The organism is Paenibacillus larvae subsp. larvae, assembly GCF_002003265.1.
Lineage (GTDB): Bacteria > Bacillota > Bacilli > Paenibacillales > NBRC-103111 > Paenibacillus_H > Paenibacillus_H larvae.
This window is the reverse complement of sequence record NZ_CP019687.1, coordinates 300,374-317,226: the sequence shown is the minus strand read 5'-3', so window position 1 is coordinate 317,226 and position 16,853 is coordinate 300,374. Positions and strand designations below refer to the sequence as shown.

At 45.0% G+C, this 16,853-nt stretch carries 18 protein-coding genes and 2 pseudogenes; 9 read left to right on the top strand and 11 right to left on the bottom strand.

The window, feature by feature from the left end; all coding sequences use genetic code 11:
* Window positions 1–228 precede the first annotated feature (228 nt).
* The 4 genes from BXP28_RS01695 to gatC all read right to left on the bottom strand — a co-directional run bounded on the left by BXP28_RS01695 (window position 229) and on the right by gatC (window position 4,079).
* Window positions 229–552 (bottom strand): GNAT family N-acetyltransferase, encoded by a 324-nt coding sequence (locus BXP28_RS01695; protein ID WP_077584858.1) that lies wholly within the window; start codon window positions 550–552, stop codon window positions 229–231.
* Window positions 553–833: 281 nt separating this feature from the next.
* The gene (gene gatB / locus BXP28_RS01685; protein ID WP_023484448.1) at window positions 834–2,282 is read right to left on the bottom strand and encodes an Asp-tRNA(Asn)/Glu-tRNA(Gln) amidotransferase subunit GatB; all 1,449 of its coding nucleotides are present in this window, start codon (window positions 2,280–2,282) and stop codon (window positions 834–836) included.
* Between the two features lie 18 nt (window positions 2,283–2,300).
* Window positions 2,301–3,758 (bottom strand): Asp-tRNA(Asn)/Glu-tRNA(Gln) amidotransferase subunit GatA, encoded by a 1,458-nt coding sequence (gene gatA / locus BXP28_RS01680; protein WP_040932424.1) that lies wholly within the window; start codon window positions 3,756–3,758, stop codon window positions 2,301–2,303.
* Window positions 3,759–3,791: 33 nt separating this feature from the next.
* On the bottom strand, window positions 3,792–4,079 hold the full coding sequence (gatC, locus tag BXP28_RS01675; protein WP_023484446.1) for an Asp-tRNA(Asn)/Glu-tRNA(Gln) amidotransferase subunit GatC: 288 nt from the start codon (window positions 4,077–4,079) through the stop codon (window positions 3,792–3,794).
* A gap of 215 nt (window positions 4,080–4,294) precedes the next feature.
* Between gatC and BXP28_RS01670 the strand changes: the two genes are divergently transcribed.
* Entirely contained in the window at window positions 4,295–5,359 is a 1,065-nt protein-coding gene (locus tag BXP28_RS01670; RefSeq protein ID WP_023484445.1) for an EAL domain-containing protein, read from the top strand.
* A 94-nt stretch (window positions 5,360–5,453) separates the two neighbouring features.
* Here BXP28_RS01670 and BXP28_RS01665 read toward each other — a convergent pair whose 3' ends face one another.
* The 5 genes and pseudogenes from BXP28_RS01665 to uptA all read right to left on the bottom strand — a co-directional run bounded on the left by BXP28_RS01665 (window position 5,454) and on the right by uptA (window position 8,419).
* Entirely contained in the window at window positions 5,454–5,834 is a 381-nt protein-coding gene (locus tag BXP28_RS01665; RefSeq protein ID WP_023484444.1) for a hypothetical protein, read from the bottom strand.
* 167 nt (window positions 5,835–6,001) lie between these two features.
* A pseudogene (locus BXP28_RS01655) lies at window positions 6,002–6,424 on the bottom strand (M24 family metallopeptidase); the annotation flags it as partial.
* 60 nt (window positions 6,425–6,484) lie between these two features.
* Entirely contained in the window at window positions 6,485–7,108 is a 624-nt protein-coding gene (locus BXP28_RS01650; RefSeq protein ID WP_036658239.1) for an MBL fold metallo-hydrolase, read from the bottom strand.
* 23 nt (window positions 7,109–7,131) lie between these two features.
* Window positions 7,132–7,698, bottom strand: coding sequence for a thioredoxin family protein (locus BXP28_RS01645; RefSeq protein ID WP_023484441.1), 567 nt, complete (start codon window positions 7,696–7,698; stop codon window positions 7,132–7,134).
* A gap of 115 nt (window positions 7,699–7,813) precedes the next feature.
* Window positions 7,814–8,419: an undecaprenyl phosphate transporter UptA gene (gene uptA, locus BXP28_RS01640; RefSeq protein WP_036658236.1), complete on the bottom strand. Its 606-nt coding sequence runs from the start codon at window positions 8,417–8,419 to the stop codon at window positions 7,814–7,816.
* Between the two features lie 193 nt (window positions 8,420–8,612).
* Here uptA and BXP28_RS01635 point away from each other — a divergent pair, with 193 nt between their 5' ends.
* From BXP28_RS01635 to BXP28_RS01605, 8 genes and pseudogenes are all read left to right on the top strand, one after another.
* Entirely contained in the window at window positions 8,613–9,065 is a 453-nt protein-coding gene (locus BXP28_RS01635) for a cupredoxin domain-containing protein (protein WP_024094930.1), read from the top strand.
* Between the two features lie 77 nt (window positions 9,066–9,142).
* Window positions 9,143–9,454: a hypothetical protein gene (locus BXP28_RS01630; RefSeq protein WP_024094931.1), complete on the top strand. Its 312-nt coding sequence runs from the start codon at window positions 9,143–9,145 to the stop codon at window positions 9,452–9,454.
* Window positions 9,455–9,801: 347 nt separating this feature from the next.
* Window positions 9,802–10,380: a TetR/AcrR family transcriptional regulator gene (locus BXP28_RS01625; RefSeq protein ID WP_036658234.1), complete on the top strand. Its 579-nt coding sequence runs from the start codon at window positions 9,802–9,804 to the stop codon at window positions 10,378–10,380.
* Window positions 10,381–10,517: 137 nt separating this feature from the next.
* Window positions 10,518–11,333, top strand: coding sequence for a YhgE/Pip domain-containing protein (locus BXP28_RS23755; protein ID WP_023484437.1), 816 nt, complete (start codon window positions 10,518–10,520; stop codon window positions 11,331–11,333).
* A gap of 57 nt (window positions 11,334–11,390) precedes the next feature.
* Window positions 11,391–12,824: a YhgE/Pip domain-containing protein gene (locus BXP28_RS23750; RefSeq protein ID WP_023484436.1), complete on the top strand. Its 1,434-nt coding sequence runs from the start codon at window positions 11,391–11,393 to the stop codon at window positions 12,822–12,824.
* 110 nt (window positions 12,825–12,934) lie between these two features.
* Window positions 12,935–13,003 (top strand): annotated as a pseudogene (locus BXP28_RS01615) (QacE family quaternary ammonium compound efflux SMR transporter); the annotation flags it as partial.
* Window positions 13,004–13,094: 91 nt separating this feature from the next.
* A complete protein-coding gene (locus BXP28_RS01610; protein WP_174567573.1) occupies window positions 13,095–13,886 on the top strand; it encodes a polysaccharide deacetylase family protein in 792 nt (263 codons plus the stop codon).
* Window positions 13,887–14,036: 150 nt separating this feature from the next.
* Entirely contained in the window at window positions 14,037–14,600 is a 564-nt protein-coding gene (locus BXP28_RS01605; RefSeq protein ID WP_226989756.1) for a L,D-transpeptidase family protein, read from the top strand.
* Between the two features lie 352 nt (window positions 14,601–14,952).
* On the opposite strand, the gene yyaC is transcribed toward BXP28_RS01605, so the two are convergent.
* Complete coding sequence (yyaC, locus tag BXP28_RS01600; protein ID WP_023484433.1) at window positions 14,953–15,498, bottom strand: spore protease YyaC; 546 nt, start codon at window positions 15,496–15,498, stop codon at window positions 14,953–14,955.
* A gap of 433 nt (window positions 15,499–15,931) precedes the next feature.
* A complete protein-coding gene (locus tag BXP28_RS01595) occupies window positions 15,932–16,636 on the bottom strand; it encodes a copper homeostasis protein CutC (RefSeq protein WP_023484432.1) in 705 nt (234 codons plus the stop codon).
* Between the last annotated feature and the right edge of the window lie 217 nt (window positions 16,637–16,853).

Here is a 16,853-nt window from a genome sequence, read left to right as displayed (position 1 = left end):
TTCAGAAAACAAAAAGCTTTCCTCTTTAGGGAAAGCACGAAACGATATTATTCCATTGTTAGCCCAAGTACTCCCGGCAATTGTCGGATATCTTCCAGCAAGGTTGGGACTGCCTTATAATTTCCGATATGAATGGTACAGGAAATAAGAATGGTGCGCTCGCCTTCATCGTCCTCTTCTTCTCCAAGTCCGATTTTGCGGATTTCCGCTTTTTTGTGTTCGATTTCTTCATCCCCCTTTGTCTTTGTTTTCTTCTGTTCGGATTGCAGACCCCCGCTTTCTAAGCAAAGTCAAGCTGACTCCAGCGGATATTGGCCTAACCCCGTCGGGCTGGAATCCCAGCTTTTGGTATAGATGCAAGGCGGGTTCATTTCCCGTTCCGGCAGCGACTTCAAACCAAAGCGCATCCGGATGCCGTTCCATCACATATAGGACAAGCCTGGATGCAATTCCTTTACGGAATACGTCCGGATGGACCATGAGACGACTGATTGTAACAACCCCTTCTTTTTGTCTATATGCTATTGCCCCATGCAACTTTCCGTCAATCATATAACCGAGAAATGTTTCATCTGAGTACTAAAGAGAAGAAATCGAGTCCATAAGAGGGGGGATGTCACTTAAACCGGAGAGTTCCGCTTCTCTTAGATAAGATATCATTTGCAGCGCCAAAAATTCAAGAGCCGAGTGCCTGTCTTCCACCCGGATAGGCTTTATCATGCTGTATACGTCCTTTCTTTTCAAAAAGGTGTATCCGTATTTTTTTAAAAAAAGCGGCATACCACAAAGGATACACCACTTTTCCTAAAATTTCCACGGGAAATCAGTAAATCTTACTGGCTTTTTAACGTGTTTACAATCAGTTTGTTCACAAGTCCGGGATTGGCCTTTCCTCTGGTTTCTTTCATAACTTGTCCAACCAGGAAGCCAACGGCTTTCTCTTTGCCCGCCTTGTAGTCTGCTACCGATTGAGGGTTGTTCTGGATAACCTGGTTTACAACAGCCTGAATGGCTCCTTCATCACTGATCTGTACAAGGCCTTTTTCCTCAACAATCTGTTGTGGAGCCTTGCCCGTTTCGATCATTTCTTTAAAGACGGTTTTCGCAATTTTGCTTGAAATCGTCCCTTTTTCAATCAGGCCAATCATCTCTCCCAGGCCCTTACCGGTTACTTTCACATCCGTTATCTCCAGATTATTTGCATTCAGATAACCGAGCAGTTCACCCATTACCCAGTTCGAAACCATTTTGGCATCTGCTGTGTACTCGAGGCTCTCCTCAAAAAATTCCGCCAGCTTAAGGCTGCTTGTAAGGATCTCCGCATCATAGCTCGGAAGACCGTAATCCCTTATATATCTGGCTTTACGGGCATCCGGAAGCTCTGGAATAGTATTCCTGATCCGTTCTTTCCATTCCTCGTCAATGTACACTTTCACCAGATCCGGGTCCGGGAAATAGCGGTAATCATGTGCTTCTTCCTTGCTGCGCATAGACAAGGTTTTACCCTGGGCTTCATCCCAACGGCGCGTTTCCTGAACTACCTTCTCACCGTCCTCAAGGAGCTCGGTTTGCCGAATAACCTCATATTCAAGTCCCCTCTGTACTCCGCGAAAAGAATTCATGTTTTTCAGTTCCGCTTTCGTGCCGAATTCTGCCTGTCCAACCGGACGCAGACTGATATTGGCATCGCAACGAAGCGATCCCTCTTCCATTTTGACGTCTGAAACATCGCAATACTGCATAATCGCCTTCAATTTTTCCAGATAGGCTCTCGCCTCTTCCGGACTGCGCAGGTCAGGCTCCGACACGATCTCAATTAGCGGTGTTCCCACCCGGTTAAAATCAACGAGAGACACCGATCCGCCCTCCACGTGGGTGAGCTTGCCTGCATCTTCCTCCAGATGAAGACGGGTAATTCCGATGCGCTTCGTATTGCCATTGACCTCAATCTCAATCCATCCGTGCTCTCCTATCGGTTTATCGTATTGGGAAATCTGGTAAGCTTTCGGAGAGTCCGGGTAGAAATAATTTTTTCGGTCAAATTTGGTTTCTTCAGCAATCTGACAGTTTAGGGCCATGGCTGCCTTTATAGCATAATCTACTGCCTGGCGGTTCAATACCGGCAGCACTCCCGGATGCCCGAGGCAGACTGGACAGGTATGCGTGTTCGGAGGAGCCCCGAAGGAAGTGGAGCAGCCGCAAAAGATCTTGGTTTTGGTATGCAGTTCAACATGGACTTCCAGTCCAATGACAGTTTCAAATTTGTTTCCCGTACCTGACATGCTATCCTCTCCTTTCTATCACAGCTGCGGACGCTGCTTATGATGTTCGGTGTGTTGTTCAAAGGCATGGGCCACACGTAAGACCGTGGATTCGTCCAGACCTTTGCCTATAATCTGCAATCCTACAGGGAGATCATCGGCAAATCCGCATGGAACGCTGATAGCAGGAATTCCGGCCAGGCTGACAGGAATAGTCAAAATATCATTGAGATACATCGTAAGCGGATCTCCCACCTGGGCACCAATTTTAAAAGCAGGAGTCGGTGCCGTAGGTCCCAAAATAACATCGTAATCCGCAAATACCTGATCAAAATCCTGTTTAATCAAGGTACGAACTTTTTGGGCTTTCAAATAATAAGCATCATAGTAACCCGAACTTAAGGCATAAGTACCCAGCATAATACGCCGCTTAACTTCAGAACCGAATCCTTCGCTGCGGGAATAAGTATACAGCTCCAGAAGGCCCGAAGCATTCTCCGTACGCTTCCCGTAGCGAATTCCGTCAAAGCGGGCCAGGTTGGATGAGGCTTCAGAAGATGCCAGCAGATAATAGGCGGCTACCGCATAGCGGGAATGGGGCAGAGAAACTTCCTCCCAGCTTGCGCCAAGCCCTTCCAGCACTTTCAAAGCTTCGAGTACCGCTTCCTTGACCTTAGGATCAATGCCCTCTCCAAGATATTCTTTCGGTACCGCAATGCGGAGTCCCTTGACATCTCCGGTCAATGCACTGAGGTAATCCGGAATCGGGGCTTGGGCCGAAGTCGAATCCATCTTGTCATGTCCGGCAATAGCTTGAAGCACATAGGCGCTGTCTTCCACATTTTTAGTAAGAGGTCCGATCTGGTCCAAAGAAGAAGCGAAGGCTACAAGGCCGAACCTGGAAACAAGTCCGTATGTAGGTTTAAGTCCGACAATACCGCAGTATGCTGCAGGCTGTCTGATCGACCCTCCCGTATCTGAACCCAAGGCAAAATACACTTCTCCAGCCGCTACCGCAGCGGCAGAACCGCCGCTGGAACCTCCCGGAACATGCTCCAGATTCCACGGATTATATGTCGGATGGAAGCTGGAGTTTTCATTGGAACCTCCCATGGCAAACTCATCCATGTTCAGCTTCCCGATCGGCACCGCCTGAGCTTCCTGCAGTCTGGTCACGACTGTGGCGTCATAGATCGGCTCAAAATCCGACAAAAACTGGCTTCCACAAGTTGTGGTCACACCTTTGGTCACGATATTGTCTTTAATCCCAACCGGAAGTCCGAAAAGTAAGCCGCGTTCACCGCCTTCCCTGCGCCGCTCGTCAAGCACGGTAGCGGTTCTCCTGGCATTCTCTTCATCCAGTTTGAGCAATGCCCGTACCTTGCCGTCCACTTCCTCAATACGACGGTACGACTCTTCCACTAAATCGGTAACGGATAAATCTCCCTCCGACAGCCGTTTATGTATATCTTGCAATCTAAGATCAAATAAAGACAACAGTTGTTCCTCCCTTCATCGGTCCACCGGCGTTCATTCAAGAACAGCCGGTACTTTAAACTGTCCTGCTTCTTCGTCAGGAGCGTTTTTCATAACTTCCTCAATAGACCAGGAAGAACGTCCCTCATCCTCACGCATCACATTAGCCAGCGGCATCGGGTGACTGGTCGGCTCAACCTGCTCTGTATCTAGCTCATTCAGCTGTTCAGCGAAAGTAAGAATTTTACTTAATTGTTCCGTAAATGTTTCCTTTTCCTGTTCATTCAGTTCCAAACGGGCCAGCTTGGCCACATGTTCTACATCCTGGATGCTAATATTCATTCCTTACACCTCTCTTTTCGTACGGACAATGAATTCTTCTTATTATAGCCTGTTTATTTTTTGAACTCAATTGCCCATCTTCTCCTATTTCCGGTTTGTTTTGACCAAATTCTACAAGATTCATAATCCCTGTGCAACCTACCGATATATAAAATACAAGGCCGGATCAACCACCCCGTTTTGAAAAAGAAATCGATCCTAGCGGAGGTCTACTCATGAGCTGTCTGAACTGCCTCAGCGTCAAACCTATCCAGGATACGGGAAAAATTGTCATAAAGAGTACCCGGGATTCCACCGGAAAAAGGCTTGAATATCTCTCTGTCTGTTTGAATCTTTTCCGGCAGGAAGGGATCTTTATATTTTGGTATACCCGCAAAAGAGAGCTTCTCAATGTCTTAAACCTGCTTGAAGCTTCCTTAAGTCCTGAAGACAAAGCCCATGTTCTGGTATCCTGGGACGGCCCCGAAGAGGAAGATTGTACGGAAACAACCACATCCATTTTACTTGAACAATACATACAGCGGATTCGAAGGTCCGATATTGTTGAAATCATAGAGCAAAAAAAATTCACGAACCACCTTCAGCCCATTGCCTTGATGTCAAACCGTCGGGTAATCGGATACGAATTTCTTCTCCGGGCCTCTCCTGATGGAAACCCTTTCTCCCCCGGACCTTTATTCGAGCAGGCCAGAGAGACGGGACTTCATTCGTTCCTGGACCGCTCGGCCCGGATAAGTGCTATCAAGACGAGCGGAAGGTTACTTCCAAAAGGGATTAAACGGTTTATCAATTTTTTGCCTTCTTCTATTTACAATCCTAAGTATTGTTTAAGTCATACTTTGGCAGCCATTGAAGAGTATCAACTCGATCCTGCCGATTTTGTATTCGAAATGGTGGAGAATGAAAAAATAGACGACTCGGGGCATCTTCTCTCTATTTTTGAGGTCCTTAAAAACAGCGGTATTCAGGTTGCTTTGGATGATGTAGGAGCAGGTTTTGCCACTCCTGATCTTATCCGGGACCTAAAACCTGATTATGTCAAAATGGACCGTTCCCTGATCAGCTACTGTGACATACACACGGATAAAAGAGAGCGGATCAAGGAAATCATAGGCCTCGCTCAAAGCTGCGGGGCGACTGTTCTTGCCGAAGGTATTGAACGGTGGGAAGAATGGCAATGCTGCAAAGAGCTGGGCGTTTCCCTGGCCCAGGGTTATCTGCTCGGCAAACCGGCACCAGAACCGCTTTCCGTCCCCTTTATCGACAAAGAAAATGTATGATCCTATCAATGAAGTACAACAGCCGCCTTCTTCCTGACAAAAGAGGGCGGCTGTTTTTCACTTATATAAGCTCACACTTCTTAATTTACGGCCTCTAGATCCATGCCCGCAAGTTAACCTGTTTGATGAAATCTTCAGCAGATTGGACTTCTTGACCAGCATCTTCCTGTATTTCCTCTATAGCATCACCGTTTAAAATGCGGTTGAACAGTTCTTCATTACGTGTAGCCAGTGCAAAATCAAGCAGGGATTCCTTCTCAATGCGTTCCGCTTCTTTCCGGATCAGCACTTCTTCAAGTTCTATATCCGAATCCGGAACGAATACATGCTTGTTTACTTTGGGCAGCCGGACAACATAATCAAATACGTTATCCGTATTGCGGTCATACGCTATAATAAAACCATATTCACCTATGGGAAGACTTTGCTCAAAGCGGTCTGCTACAATAATTACCTTTTCACCAAGAGGCAGCATCGTGTACTCCCCTCCTTTTTTTCTGACAAAGGAACTCTACCAGCTAATCTATTTATATGAAAGCCGGTCAGAGTATATCCCGTATTCTTTTATCCTACTAAAAAAAGAAGAGTGTGTCGAGATGCAGGCACAAACAGAAAAAGCTTGGCCCCCTATTCGAAGAAGACTTATAGATGAATAAGCCCTTCTCTGGGCAAAGTGAGTTTTTCAAATCCTTGTTCTGTAATCAAATAGCTGTTTTCAATACCTACAACCCCCCGGCCGGGAAATGTAAATTTAGGTTCTATGGCCAGCACCATACCTGGCATAAGTTCCATCCTAAACCCCCTGGCCAGTACCGGCCATTCGTCAATCTCCAGTCCGATGCCATGTCCGAGAAACTTTACCTGATCCTGCCCGTATCCCATAAAATGCCTGGAAAGCCCGGCTGCCTCGGCTTGTTCAAGGGCATTGAAATACAGGGATTCCGCTATTGTTCCCGGCTTTAGCATCGCTTCAGTGGAGCGCAGAATTTCTTCGGAAAGTGTATAGGCCTCCTTCAATTCTTCGGACAAATCCCCTATTACAGCTGTCCTTGTCTGGTCAATGACATCTTCATTTATGGAAAGAACAGAAAACCCCCGCTCTTTATCTTAAAGGCGGGGGCGGATTTACACGTAAGGATTATTCTGCCGTTCAAAACCTATTGTAGTCTTGGGACCATGCCCCGGGTACACCGTCACATCGTCATCCAGTTCAAACAACGTGCCGTGAATAGATTCAAGCAGGGCGTGTTCATCTCCTCCGTACAAATCTGTGCGCCCAACGGATAATCTGAACAGCACATCTCCACTGAAAAGATACTTGCCGTACAAAAAGCTGACACTGCCCGGGGAATGGCCGGGAGTATGGAACACCTTAAGCTGAATGCCCAGAAATTCCAACACTTGTCCTTCATCAAGCGCATATTCCGCAGGATCAGTAACGATAAGTTCTCCCAGTTCCGGCCACCTTGCGGACCCGTTCTTCTTCGGATTTCCGAGCCAATCCGCTTCGGCATCATGCAAATAAACCGGGCATCCCTTTAGCTTGCGGATCTCATCCACCCCTCCAATATGATCAAGGTGGGCATGAGTAAGCAAAATGGATTCAATATCCAGGTTCTCAATTCTTTTTAGCAATGGACCCGGATTCATCCCGGGATCGATGATAATCCCCTTGCCCGCATTTCGGTCCGAAATCAGGTAAGCATTCGTGCTGAGCGGACCTAGAGAAATCATTTCTATGTCTATCATAGTCTTCATGCTCCTTACTTAGATTAAAACGAAGAAAGCAAATCCCGAAGCTCCTTAACGATTACTTTCTGATAACCGGTCCCTTCCCCGTATTGCCGCATCATTTCCTGACGGGCAACCTCAATTTTATCCTGATAATCCGGCGCTTCCCTATCAGGGTTCTTCTGCTTAAAAGCCGTCATGACGGCCTGTACGTGTTTCGGACGCGGTCCCCACGTACCCAGCACATGTCCGCCTGTATCCGTGAAAATAGCCACGGGAATAGCTCTTCCTCCCATGGTAAGAAACTGATCGATGACATCCAGATGCTGCTCCAGGATAAGTACCTCTACCGGGATACCGCTATTCTCCAAAGACCTGAAGATAACGGGTACATTGCGTACCACATCTCCGCACCATTCGGCGGCTACCAGAAGACAGCGAAGATCATCCCGGTTTTGCAGGGATTCGAAAAATTCACGGTCCTCTTCATTATCCCAGGAAAAAGCGTCCATCCACTGCCTTAAGGCGTTCTGATTGGTTTTCATACTGTTTATGAACTGCTCGGGGGTCAATCCCTGTCCGAATTTATCCGACAGCTGCTTACTCATTGTTCACCCTCCTGTCATGACATGAATTACCTTTATATTAGCAAAAAAAGGAGAGGGCTCCAACTTCCTGACAGGAAGAAACCGGTCTCCTTGTATCTCTATCATTTCCATAACATTAAATTTTACGGGTTTTCTTCCTTTTAAACCAGAGTGCATAAATCAGGTAGGCCCCGGTTAACAGAATAGCCCCTGCAATGAAATAAGGCATGTAGGCACTTGCATAGTCATCGATTTTTTCCCAGTTTTCGCCCAGCTTCTGCCCAAAAAATACAAACAGCATGGACCAGGGAATCACAGCCAAAGTGGTATAAAGAATAAAACGGCTCACCTTCATTTTGGCCAGGCCGGCAGGAACCGAAATGGCATGACGTGCAACAGGTATGAAACGCGCGGTAAAAATTACGCCTGTTCCGTATTTGTTAAACCATTCCTCTGATTTATCAATGTGATGCTTTTTAATCAGAATATATTTTCCGAACTTCTCCAATATCGGACGGCCCCCATAACGGCTGATCCAATAAATGAATAATTGGGCCAGAACTCCCCCAACCGTTCCAAAAAAGACGGCTCCCAAGTAACCGATTTGTCCTTTGTACACTAAATATCCAGCGTAGGACAGAACGATTTCACTCGGAATAATTTCGATCATGAGGCCCAGCATAACACCCCAATATCCGAGTCCCTCTAAAAACACAAGAATCGAACTGATAATTTCGGCCATTTCCACCCTACTTTCCTAGTTTCTCTCTCCTTGCAAACCTGTTTGTCTATCTATACCAATCTACGAATTGCCGTTATTATTCTATCACAAAAGAACCTGCTTATTCCAATAAAAAGAGCACGGGGTATTTTTGTACATGCTTCCACCAACCCCCGCATATATTGTGTACAAACTGACCAAAGGGGTTGTTCTCATGTTTAAATCGTTAGTTATCCGGAAAGCCCATCTTGTTGCTACAGGGTTTATCTTGCTTGTAGTTCTTGCGGCCATCCTGTTTTTCACAAAAAAAGATAGCATTGTATCCACTATTACTCCTGCCGGGCAAGAAAGAACGTTTCAGATGGTGACGACAGAGTTCAAGACAACCACGAAAGACGGTAAACAAATAGAAGCTTATCGCTGGGACCCGGGAACTATTGTCGTAAAAAAAGGAGAGAAGGTTAAGCTGAACATATACGGGGTCAATGGCGAAACCCATCCTTTTCTCATTGAAGGACTGAATATCAAGGGAGAAGTAAAGAAAGGAAAAGAAACCGTAGTTTCTTTTACGGCTGATAAGCCGGGTACATACCGGATTATCTGTCTGACCCATCCCGACATCGCCCATGAGGGACCTATGGTTGGGTATATTGAGGTCTTGGATTAGAATTAAATCGCTAATAGTTCCCTCTCTCAGTCCCTCGGCATATTCTGTAAGGAAAAGATTAGGGCAGGTGAGAGACCATGCAGAAGCCCAGGGCAAAGCACAATCAGCCATTCCCGACTCATCGTACTATACGTAGAGCCTGCAGCCGTGAGCTGTACAGGACGGTAAAAAGACTTAAAAAAAGAATACCCAAGGCAAAAATGAAGGAAGCTGAAAATTTTTATATAAAAGAAGTTCTGCTCCATTTGCCTTTCATCGTAGAAAATGAACAAAACCGCAAGAAGCTTGTGGATTGGTGGGATGAGCACGTTTCTTCTTTTATTGCGGAGCTATGGGAAGTAGACCGTCATGATCTATCCCGGGCATTCAGGGATGCGTTCGGCGGCTGATGCGAAGAGGCTGTCCCAAAAGCAGAATTGTCTGCTTGAAGGACTGGCCTCTTCTTCATTCTGGTTACACGGAAGGATGGCACAATATGATTTTCTTATTCCTTAGGGTCATTCTCCCTTTCATTCAGAAACAACAGGAATAATGGAATTTAAAGGAACGGAACGGGAATATCAGCTTTTTAAACGGGCCCGCTCCTTTTTATATGGACGAATGAACAGCCTTCCGTTTACCGGATAATATAGGACAAGCCTGACTAAAATAGGTCTTGAAAAAAGAAAATACCCATGGTAGGATACAAATAACGAATTGACCAAAACTTTCATTTGGTCATTTGGAGGTGACACTGTTGTCTGTCGATCGTCGAAAGATGATTGTCGAAGCGGCGGCTAAATCGTTTGCCTTCTTCGGCTATAAAGCGACTACGATGGATCAGGTGGCCAAACTTGCAAATGTGGGGAAAGGGACAATCTATACGTTTTTCTCCAATAAGGAAGAGTTGTTCGGTGAAATTGTCAAGCAGCTTAACAAAGAGCTGATCTCCGTTGCTGAACGGGCTATTGACCCGAATAAATCATTCGTGGAAAACTTGCATATCTTCCTTTATGCTATGCTGGACTTCCGGCGTAAGCATGAGTTGACAATCCGGCTTTCGCATGAGATTAACGAAATGGGAACGATGGCAGCCAAAGAAGGCATGGAAAAGGTCGAGGAAGCGATGCTGTCCATTGTGGCCAAGAAAGTGAAAGAAGCCGTGGACAAGGGAGAATTAAAGCCTTGTGATCCGGAAAAAACTGCCTTTGCCATGATGAAAATGTATATCGCTTTTGTTCATGACTGGGCCGCCTATCATACTGAACCGCTTGAAAAGAAAGATCTTGCCGAATTATTTGAACTTTACTTCATGGAAGGATTGGCTGTTCGGTAGCCATCCTTTTTTACCGGTAAAAATTGACTACATGGACAAAACGGTCAGTAATTCAGAAAATGTGACATTCTTCTCTTTTCTTCCCGTTTGCTTGTTAGGCCCAATCAACACACAGATAAAAAAGGAGTGAAACCATCTTGAAAAACACAGGGTTTTTCACAAAAGAATGGGCGGCCATTTTCAAAAACAAGAAAGTGCTAATTTCCATCTGTGTCATAGCGCTGATCCCCCTGCTTTACTCGTCTATGTTTTTATGGGCATTCTGGGATCCCTACGGAAAATTGAATGAGCTGCCCGTTGCTGTAGTCAATATGGATAAGGGAGCTAATTTCGAAGGAAAAGAGCTTCATGTCGGCGATGAATTCGTCGATAAAATCAAAGAATCCAAGAATTTTAAATGGGATTTTGTTTCACAGGAAAAAGCTATCCAGGGAATGGACGACAATAAATATTACATGACCGTAGTCGTCCCTGAAAACTTTTCTGAGAAAGCAACAAAAATATTGGATGAGCATCCTACAGCGTCAGATCTTACTTACATCCCGAATGAGAGCTTGAACTTCCTGTCTTCGCAAATTGGCGCGACCGCAGTTGAAAAAATGAAGGCAGAACTTTCAAAAAACCTGACAAAAGCTTATGCGGAAGCCATGTTTAAAAGTATTGACAAGGTTTCAGACGGCTTGGCTCAAGCCGCAGACGGTTCCCTGCAGCTCAAGGACGGATCTATCAAGATTAAAGACGGGATCGTTCAAGTGGATGAAAATCTGTTGAAAATCAATGAAGGAACGCTGACTCTGAAAGATGGGGTTATACAAATATACAACGGATTGGGTGATCTAAATAATGGAGCCTCCCGCATACAAAATGAGGGAACATCTGTCGTGGCAAGCGGCGCAGGACAATTGGCCGATGCCCAAAAACAGCTTTCTTCAGAAGGGGCAAATAAAATCTAGAGCGGATTAAATGATCTGAAATCCGGTTCGGCTGATTTAAGCGATAATCTTGGTCTGATGGAACAATTGGCCGGCCAGAAAACAAATGAGTTGCTCCAATTACCCGCAGGAGTTAGCAAGATAAATGACACTACACAAAAGCTCCAAACTGGAGTTAATGAACTCGCAAAGAAAACCCCGGAACTTGAAACAGGTTCAAAAGCTGTTGCTGATGGATTAGCAAAGTTGGCGCAATTAAACCCCCAACTGGCCGAGCTTCCCCAGTTTAAACAATTGAAAAAGGCTGCCGAGGATGTAGCGAACGGGAATGAATTGCTGAATAAAGGAGTAAATGGCCAAAGTGAAAGCAGTCTAGTAAATGGCACTAATGGACTTGCTAACGGAATAAATCAATTAAATTCAACAGTTAGTGAAAAAATAAAAAAAGGGGAGATGAATGCTCTTGTTAAAAATATCCAAAAACTTCACCAGGGCTCTACTAAATTAAGTAATGGAATTGCCCAGGCAGCTGCGGGACAAAACGAATTCGTGAAGAACTTCAATACATTCGGCCAGAAGCTGAATGAACTAAGTGCCGGAGCCAAACAGGTTGACGGTAAAATGAATGAATTGATCTCAGGAAGCGCAAAACTGAAAGATGGTACTTCCCAAGTGAGCGGCGGTGTTGACCAGCTGACAGACGGAACAAACCAGCTCCGGACAGAGGGAACAGAAAAACTGGATAAAGGCGCGGATACCCTGGTTGAAGGCCAGACTGAACTGACCGATAAGCTCAAAGAGGCAGCGGATAAAACCGGGGATGTCAAAGGTGATGACAGCAACTATAACATGTTTGCGGAACCGGTAAAAGTGACGGAAGAAAAACGCGGACCTGTTCCAAACTACGGTACCGGATTCGCCCCTTACTTCGTTTCACTAGGACTGTTTGTCGGTGCACTGATGTTAACCATCGTATTCCCGATTAAAAATCCGGTAACACCACCAAAATCCGCTTTCGGCTGGTTCTTGAGCAAATTCAGTTCGATGCTGCTTGTCGGAACCGTTCAAGCCATATTGGTTGATGCCATTCTGCTGTACGGCTTGAAAATCGAAGTTCAAAACGTCGGATACTTCTTCTTGTTCAGTCTCATAACCAGTTGGGTGTTCATGGCGATCCTGCAATTCCTTGTTACGGCATTCAGTGATGCCGGAAGATTTATTGCCATTATTTTGTTAATTCTGCAATTAACAACTTCTGCCGGAACATTTCCGCTGGAACTGATTCCGACACCGCTGCAGAAATTTAACGCCCTCGTTCCGATGACTTACTCGGTAAGCGGATATAAGGCCGTAATCTCCAGCGGAAATTATAGTCAAATGTGGCATAGTGCTCTTGTACTCGGATGTACCATCGTCGCGTTCGGTCTCCTGACTTACGCAGTGCTTGCCATCAGTTTCAAAAAACATTATTCCAACCTTCCGGGAAACCGTGAAGAAAGCGTAACAGCTTAATACGTATAGGGATACCGAAAAGTACGGGGTTTTGATAACCCGTACTTTTGTATTTTATTAACATGTAAATGATTCATAAGCATAAAGACATAAAATCCTTTTTATTCATGATAATAGGTTTTAGCCTTAGTTTCCTGCTTCTGTCGCTGGCTATGAATACTATCCCTATGGGGACGGCTTAACTATTTGGTAATTCCGCCCAGGATTCATAATTGTTTCCGATAACGTTCATCCTACAAAGTAGTTATCATGAACAAAGGAGACCTGTATATGCGCCGCACTTTTGTTATAACTATACTGGCATTGGTCTTGTTTTCCACAGCTTCTTTCCCCGCTCATGCCGGCTTTTCTGATAAAGACAAAGAGGTGAATATGTTATACGGTCCGGTTAAAGGAAGAGATTATTTCGAACCCCGCGGAGATATCGTATGGGAAGTCCCGATGGGAAAAAAAATGATGGCACTTACCTTTGATGACGGGCCGGATCCCGATGAAACCGTGCAAATACTGGATTTGCTGAAACAATATGAGGCCAAGGCAACTTTTTTTCTGATTGGGAACCGGGTGATACGTTATCCTGATTTGGTTAAAAGAGAGGCTAGCGAAGGGCACGAACTTGCGAATCATACGTATAGTCACGCGTACTTTAACAGAGCTTCCAAAGAACGGATGATAAAAGAAATTAAAGATGCGGAAGAAGCCATTTTTCAGGCATCTGGAGTTCATACTTGCCTATTCCGGCCGCCAGGAGGATATTATAATCAAATTCTTGTTGACGTATGCAAGGCCAATAATTATACCCCTATTTTATGGTCCTGGCATCAGGATACCGTTGACTGGAAAACACCGGGTGTCAAAAAAATCGTGAATAAAGTACTGAATAATGCTCGTGGAGGCGACATTGTCCTTTTCCATGACCACGTGGAAGGAAGCACACAAACGATTGAAGCCCTCAAACAAATATTGCCCGAGTTGAAAAAACGGGGATTTCGTTTCGTGACTGTATCCGAACTGATGAGGCAGCGCAATTTGAACCAGGCCAAGCCTCTTAATAACCCTTAGGCAGATCAAGGGTTAACATATATGAAAAAATTCTTGATGTTATTCCTTTTTTTAGGCTGTTTTTTCTATTTCCATACCGGGGATATAAAGGCCGGGCAAAAAGAAATGTTACTTCCAAGTCCTCCCTCTCTCCCTCCGGGGGAGCTCTCTTTGGAAATCGATCCCCTTTACAATAGACTGTGGGTATTAGTTGACGGAAAGCGGATCAAACAATTCCCTGTAGGACTTGGCAAACAGAAGACTCCGACTCCAATTGGCGAATTCACTGTGATCAATAAATATAAAAATTGGGGTTCCGGGTTCGGCACCCGTTGGATCGGGCTCAATGTTCCTTGGGGGATATATGGCATTCACGGGACTAACAGACCGGATTCTATAGGAAGGCACCAAAGTCACGGATGTATACGTATGTACAACCGAAATGTAGAGATTTTGTATGAGTGGGTAAAAATCGGCACCAAAGTCACCATCTATGGCCATCCTCTGGGACCTCCCTACGAGGATCCCCGCCCTCTTGCTGCGGGAGATAGCGGGATCGATGTGCAGCTTATTCAATACCGCCTTAAAAGTGCCGGATATTTTAACGGTATCTGTAATGGCAAATTTGGCCCGCAGACAGAGCTGGCCCTTAAGCGGTTTGAAAAAGATCACGATCTGCCGATTGACGGAGTAATGGGAAGACAGGATTATGAAGCTTTAGGATTGTGGGAATGATCGTTTTGGGCCAGCAAGTTCTTATAATTTTCTCGGGAGAAAAGCAGAAAAATATAGATTAAGCTACAAATATCATTTTTCCACTTTGTTTCGCAAGCAGCAGTATACTTCTCCGTTTGTATTCTTTAAATTGATATGCCTTATTATATGAAATCACCTTCTTATCTTTTTCAAAAAAGCCCGCTTTAGCAGCGGGCCTTCGGCTGACAGGAAAAAATCTCAGGTAACCTGAGGATCCTTAGTTTCATTTTTCATCTTATTCATTTTTCAATTGCGTAATACCAAATAGCCAATATCACTTACCAGTTTGCTCTCAGCCGCTTTTAGCACTAAAACACTTATTTAAGAGTATTCAAGATTCCGCCAAGGATGGAAGAGGAAAAGATTGCAGAATCGCAGTCGTAATTTCTTTAGCCATAAGCATAACTTTGTGCAGAGAAGTTGTTTGCAAAACTGCATATTGCCGCGGGCCTTCGCTATTGACAATAGCTGCAATCGTAAAATCCCCAACACACGGCAAATCCTTTCCGAGTGATTTCCCCGGTAAAAGAGGCTGGTTGGAAACCTGATAAAGCCCCACTGAAGCCGTTCTTCCCAGGCAAGCATCTATAGCTATAACCTTAGAGGGATAAGGAACCTCATTAAGCCGGTGATGAATGTTACTGGCATCGCATGGATAAGCCAAAGTCCCGATTACGAAAGGATATCCGTGTTCCTCCAAATAAGTCCCTACAAGCGGTCCCAATGCATCCCCTGTGGAACGGTCTGTACCAATACATACAAAAACAGGAGGATTGTCCCCAAAGCTTGGTACGATTTCGGATAAATGGGACGCAAGTTCTTCCCCTTTTACTTTTTTCCAATATTCTTTAGAAGAAACAGGATGTTCCGCCTGCATGAGCTCGCTCCTTTGGTGTTTTTTCCTATTGTTCCATAAGCACTCCATTCTGTCTATAGACAAAAACGGATAGGACAATTCTTCCAGAGCAAAACAAAATTTATGCTAAAAACGAATCAGGAGGTCTGCTGTTTTACATGGAGTTTACAAAAAATTTGGCTAAAATTTAATTCATTGGGGTATAAAAACAATATAGGATATTAATTGGATGATTGGGGGTAGACTGATGACGAGGGAAAAGGCAAAACCGTTTATTTATGCACTTGGGGCGATGGTTCTCACTTTTTCTTTATTGTTTGTCTATAACTTCATGGCAGGTGCCTAAACTGAAAAGAAGAGATTATTGCCTCTAAAAACAGCAGGTTTCCGTTAAAATAGCAGCCAGCCGGCTTTTTCAGTTAAAGAAAAAGCCGGCTGTTTTATTATATTCAGGCTACGATTGGGCAGACAACTGGTCCAAAATACGCCGGACTTTGCTTATTTCTTCAGCGGAAACAGGAGCGGATGAACCTCCGGGGCCTCTCACGGCGGAACCGAAGTGTACCTGGGTCACCCCTGTTCCGGCAACAAAATCAGCCAGGCCTTCAGCTCTAAGTCCGCTTCCTGCCAGGATGGCAAGATGCGTCTTCCGGCTCGCCTGAACAAGTTCCTTTATCCGATCTGCAGCATCCATTACATTTGGCTTGCCTCCTGATGTCAGAATGCGTTTGATTTGGGGATATTGGGACAGAATCTGCAGTCCGGAGAACTGGTCGGACAATTCATCAAAAGCACGGTGGAAGGTCACTTCCAAATCCCCGGCTGCATCAAGCATTCTCTTCAAAGCTTCCTCATGAATATGCCCTTCGGGGGTCAAAACTCCCAGGACGATACCCGCTTTGGGTGCAAAGGGCTTAAGCTTCTGAATATCCCGGATCATTGTTCGAATCTCATCCTCCCCATACACGAAAGACTGGCTGTGGGGCCGGACCATAATTTGTACAGGAATGTCTACCGTTACCAAAACTCCCTCAATCAGACCAAGACTGGGTGTGAGTCCTCCTTCTTTGATGCCTGTTATTAATTCCAGACGGTCTGCTCCATGTTGGGCTGCAATTTTGGCATCAGTAACACTTATGGCAATAGCTTCAAAAATCACGAGTGTTCTCCTCCCGTTTGTTTGTCTTCATAATGATCATATACCCATTCAGCTCTCCGGGCAATTCCGGTACATTCCTTTACTAAATTATTCTTATTTGGAGGTTAAAAATGATCCATATTCAGGCAAATTCACAATTCTTTCAAAACTAATTAATATCCTTGGCAGCTCAAGGATTAAACGATTATATTTCATTTATACTAAAGCAATTATACTA